The sequence below is a fragment of the Acidisphaera sp. L21 genome, from assembly GCF_009765685.1.
GTDB lineage: Bacteria > Pseudomonadota > Alphaproteobacteria > Acetobacterales > Acetobacteraceae > LMUY01.
Map to the genome: position 1 here is coordinate 1 of NZ_LMUY01000155.1, position 4359 is coordinate 4359.

The following is a 4359-nucleotide window of genomic DNA, read 5'->3' on the forward strand; positions in this document are numbered from 1 at the left end:
GCCGGCCGTGTAGTCGATCATGTCGTCCAGCATGCGATGGCCTAGCGCTCGTAAGCTGGCCCAATCCTCGGGGTCCATGGCGTGCGCTCCTTTGCTCGGCGGCGCCAGCATTCGCCGCGGGGCGCCCCCTGGCAAGGGCCTGCCGGCTCGGCTAACGCTAGGCGTCTCGCTGCCGGACCGGAGGATGCCCATGCCCGCGTTTCGTCCCATTACGCGTCGCCAGTTTGCCGCGGGAGCCACTGCGGCGGCGCTGGCCCGGCCGGCGATCGCCCGCGCGGCCGACGCGCACACGCTGCGGTTCGTGCCGCAGGCGGACCTGACCATCCTGGACCCGCTGGCGACCACCGCCTACCCGACGCGCAACCATGGCCATCTGTGCTGGGACACGCTGTACGGGGTGGACGAGCATTTCGCGCCCTCGCCGCAATTGGCGGAGGGGCATGTGGTGGAGGATGGCGGCAAGCGTTGGACCTTCACGCTGCGGGACGGGCCGGTTTTCCATGACGGCGAGAAGATCCGGGCGGTGGACGCGGTGGCGTCGATCAAGCGGTGGATGCCGAAGGATACGTATGGGCAGACGCTGGCGAAGCGGCTGGACGAGATCCGCGTGCTGGACGACCGGCGGTTCGAGATGCGGCTGAACCGGCCGTTCGGGCCGATGCTGGACGCGCTGGGCAAGGCGACGTCGTACCCGTGCTTCATCTATCCGGAGCGGTTTGCCGCGGTCGATCCGGCCAAGCCGTTTTCGGAGGTGTTGGGGTCCGGGCCGTATCGGTTCGTGAAGGCGGAATGGGTGTCGGGATCGCAGGCGATCTATCAGAAGTTCGACAAATACGTGCCGACGCCGGGTGGGACGCCGAGCCTGACGGCGGGGCCGAAGCTGGCGTATTTCGAGCGGCTGGAATGGAAGATCATCCCGGATGCGTCCACCGCGTCCGGCGCGCTGCAGGCTGGGGAGGTGGATTGGTGGGAGACGACGTCGCCCGATCTGCGCCCGGTTTTATTGAAGGCAAAGGATGTGGTGCTGGAGCGGCTGGATGCGGGGATCTATGCCAGCCTGCGGTTCAACACGCTGTATCCGCCGTTCGATGACCCGGCGGTGCGGCGCTCGCTGCTGAAGGCGGTGCAGCAGTCAGATTTCATGTCCGCGGCGAATGGCGACGATCCGACATTGTGGCGGGCGGGCGTGGGGTGTTTCCCGGTGGACAGCCCCCTGGCGTCGAGCGCCGGGTTGGACGCGCTGACGTCGCCGCGGGATGTGGCGGCCGCGCGTGCCGCGTTGCAGGCGACGGGGAAGACGGGGGCGAAGGTGGTGGCGCTGCACGCCACGGACGTTGGCAACCAGAACGCGCTGATGGCGGTGGGGGTGGACCTGCTGCAGAAGGTCGGGTTCGACGTGACGGATGCAAACTCGGATTGGGGCACGTTGCTGCAACGCCGGGCCAATAAGGCGGCGCCGGACAAGGGCGGTTGGAACGTGCTGATCGCGCTGTTCACCAGCAACGAGTTCAATACGCCGGCGGGCAATCTGCTGCTGCGCGCGAACGGAGCGGATGCGTGGTTCGGCTGGCCGGAGGCACCGAAGCTGGAGGCGCTGCGGGAGTCTTGGTTCGACGTGGCGGACGCGGCGGCCGAGAAGACACTGGGTGCGGCGATCCAGGAGCAGTTCTTCCAGGACCTGCCCTACGTGCCGCTGGGGCAGTATTTTACCGAGACGGGGTATCGCAAGGGGCTGACGGGCGTGCGGCGCGGCATGGTGATGCCGCTGAACGTCAAATGGGGCTGAACCCGGCGGGGTTTCTGTATCTATCGCGGCAGGACGTGGCGCGGGTCGCGATTGACCCGGCGGCGGCACGGGCGGCGGTGATTGCAGGGTTTGGCGCCATCGCGACGGGGCGCAGTGCGGCGCTGCCAAAGGCGGCGCTGGTGATCGCGCCGGGTCACGCGTTTCAGGCGATGGTGGCTGCGGCGCCGGAGCAGGCGATCGCGGGGGTGAAGTGGCTGGGCACGCCAGGGGCGGAGGCGGGGCCGGACGTTCCCAGCGTGCAGGCGGTGATCTGCCTGAACGACTACACGACCGGGGCGCTGCTGGCGCTGATGGATGGCGATCTGGTGACATTGCTGCGCACGGCGGCGATGTCGGCGGCGGCGAGTTCGTTCCTGGGGCCGGCGACGCCGGAGACGTTGGGCTTCGTCGGGTGTGGGGCGCAGGCGCGGGCGCATCTGGCGGCGTTTCGGGCGCTGTATCCGGGGTTGCGCCGGGTTGTGGCGTGCCGCCGCAGTGCGGCTTCGGCGGAGGCGCTGGTGGGGTTGGCGCAGGGTTTGGCAGGGGAGACGACCGGTTCGGCGGAAGCGGTGCTGCGGCAGAGCGATATCGTGGTGACGACGGTGCCGGCCTCGGTCGGGTTCACGCCGTTTCTGGATCCGCGGTGGTTGAAGCCGGATGCGTTCGTTGCGTCCGTCGATATCGGGCGAAGCTGGTTGGATAGCGGGATCGATGAGTTCGATGTGCTGGCGACGGACTCGCTGGCGCAGTCGGATCGGTTTCCGGGCGTCGGACGGCAGCCATACCAGGTCGATTTGGCGGGGCTGGCGGCCGAGGGCCGGGTGCGAGACGGGGGGCGGGTGATGTTCTGCTTCCGGGGGTTCGCGATCGCGGATTTGGCGGTGGCGGAGTTGGTGTATCGCGAGGCGCTGCGGCAGGGGGTTGGGACGGAGTTGGCGCGATAGTGGGTCACCCCGTGGCTTGATACCGCCCAACAGGATGCTTGCGGATCGGGGTGTTCGTCCCATATTATGGCTTATGTTGGGACGGAATTCTGGGCATGAGTCAAACTGACGTGGATGCTGCCAAGGCTGCTGCGGGTGCGCGCCGACGTGGCGGGGGGACGAGCTTCGTCGCGAGCTTCATGACCCAGGCGGGCATTGTCGATGTGGCTCGGGTCGCGGATGCGTTTCGAATGTCGAAGGGACAGCTCGCGCAGACTGCCGGGCTGGGCCTTGCCTCGGTGACCAAGGCGGACCGGCGCACCGCGCCCAAGGCCCAGTCCCGCGTTACCGAGATGCTGGAGATCATCAGCCGTGTGCTCGATTGGGCCGGGGGGGAGGCCCAAGCCATGGCGTGGTATCGGTCTCAGCCGATTCCGGCGCTCGACGGCCGAACGCCCGAGGCGCTGGTCAAAGATGGCCGTGCGCATGCGGTCCGAGAGTATCTGGATCACGTCGCACTGGGCGGCTTTGCTTGAGATTTGCGGGACGTTGCTATCGCGGCCACGATCCGGGGTGGTCTTTCACCCCCCTGTCCGGCGCAGGCGCCGCGTCAACCGGCGGGCGCTTCAATCGGAAGGGTGAGGCGACACTCTACCTGTCGCTCGACGTGATGACGTCGTTTGGCGAATGCACACAGGGCTTCACCAACAGACTGCAGCCGCTGACCATGTGCGAGTATGAAGTCGATTGCGAGGATGTCGTCGACCTGCGGGACGATGCGGCGCGAAGCGCTGAGAGCGTGGATTTAGCGGACCTTGCTTGCAGTTGGCTCACATTTCAGCTTGCAGGACGTGAAGCGCCATCCTGGGGCGTCGTCGATCGCCTGAAGGCGGATGGCGGGAGCGGCATGCTGGTTCGCAGTTTCGTCGCGGGAGCGAGCGACGCGAACGTCAATCTCGTACTTTGGCGTTGGGGGCCAGATCTGCCGCACAAGGTGGATGTCTACGACCCGAGCGGCCGATTGCCGCAGAACCAGCTTTCTTGGCCCAAGATCGCTCCGGCAAAGGCGTAGCGGTCAAGACTAGGCGCGAGTGGGCGGAAGACGCCGCGCCGGCCCCGCCGTCGAGATTGACGCAGTGCAGCATCGCTCATAAAAGCCCGTGCTCCGAACCAGCGATGCCCGATGAGGCGCAGCCCTACCCAGCGCCGGAGGCGCCGCTTGACCATGGCCATGACTTTCGCCGATCTCTCCCTCGCACCAAGCCTGCTGCGCGCACTTGCCGAGGAAGGGTATGCCAGCCCGACCCCGATCCAGGCGCAATCGATCCCGATGCTGCTGGAGGGGCGCGATTTGTTGGGCATGGCGCAGACGGGGACGGGCAAGACCGCCGCCTTCGCGCTGCCGCTGCTGCACCGGATGGCAGCAGCGCCGCGGCCGGCCCCCAAGGGCGGTGCGCGCGTGCTGGTTCTGGCGCCGACACGTGAGTTGGTGTCGCAGATCGCCGACGCGTTCGAGAGCTTTGGACGCCATCTGAAACCGCGGGTGACGACGATCTTCGGCGGCGTCAGCCAGTTCCACCAGGTCAATGCGCTGAAGGCCGGCCTCGACGTCATCGTGGCCGCGCCGGGGCGTTTGTTGGACCTGATCAA

5 protein-coding genes are annotated in these 4359 nt (G+C 67.4%); all 5 read left to right on the plus strand.

Going from position 1 to position 4359, the window contains the following annotated elements; all coding sequences use genetic code 11:
• Window positions 1-184: 184 nt before the first annotated feature.
• On the plus strand, window positions 185-1786 hold the full coding sequence (locus tag GSQ76_RS29885; RefSeq protein ID WP_158747729.1) for an ABC transporter substrate-binding protein: 1602 nt from the start codon (window positions 185-187) through the stop codon (window positions 1784-1786).
• Entirely contained in the window at window positions 1777-2730 is a 954-nt protein-coding gene (locus tag GSQ76_RS29890; protein WP_158747730.1) for an ornithine cyclodeaminase family protein, read from the plus strand. Before GSQ76_RS29885 ends, GSQ76_RS29890 begins: the two co-directional genes overlap by 10 nt.
• Before the next feature lie 95 nt (window positions 2731-2825).
• Window positions 2826-3245 carry an MbcA/ParS/Xre antitoxin family protein gene (locus GSQ76_RS32260; RefSeq protein ID WP_158747731.1) on the plus strand — a complete coding sequence of 140 codons (420 nt, stop codon included), beginning with the start codon at window positions 2826-2828 and terminating at the stop codon, window positions 3243-3245.
• Window positions 3242-3781 carry an RES family NAD+ phosphorylase gene (locus GSQ76_RS29900; RefSeq protein ID WP_158747732.1) on the plus strand — a complete coding sequence of 180 codons (540 nt, stop codon included), beginning with the start codon at window positions 3242-3244 and terminating at the stop codon, window positions 3779-3781. Before GSQ76_RS32260 ends, GSQ76_RS29900 begins: the two co-directional genes overlap by 4 nt.
• 153 nt (window positions 3782-3934) lie before the next feature.
• Window positions 3935-4359 (plus strand): DEAD/DEAH box helicase (locus GSQ76_RS32265; RefSeq protein WP_254070723.1); only part of this gene is annotated, 425 nt, incomplete at its 3' end.

Bases quoted from the DNA above. Each gene is read 5' to 3' on its own strand.
- GSQ76_RS29885 (WP_158747729.1), top strand. From the start codon at position 185: ATGCCCATGCCCGCGTTTCGTCCCATTACGCGTCGCCAGTTTGCCGCG.
- GSQ76_RS29890 (WP_158747730.1), top strand. From the start codon at position 1,777: ATGGGGCTGAACCCGGCGGGGTTTCTGTATCTATCGCGGCAGGACGTG.
- GSQ76_RS32260 (WP_158747731.1), top strand. From the start codon at position 2,826: ATGAGTCAAACTGACGTGGATGCTGCCAAGGCTGCTGCGGGTGCGCGC.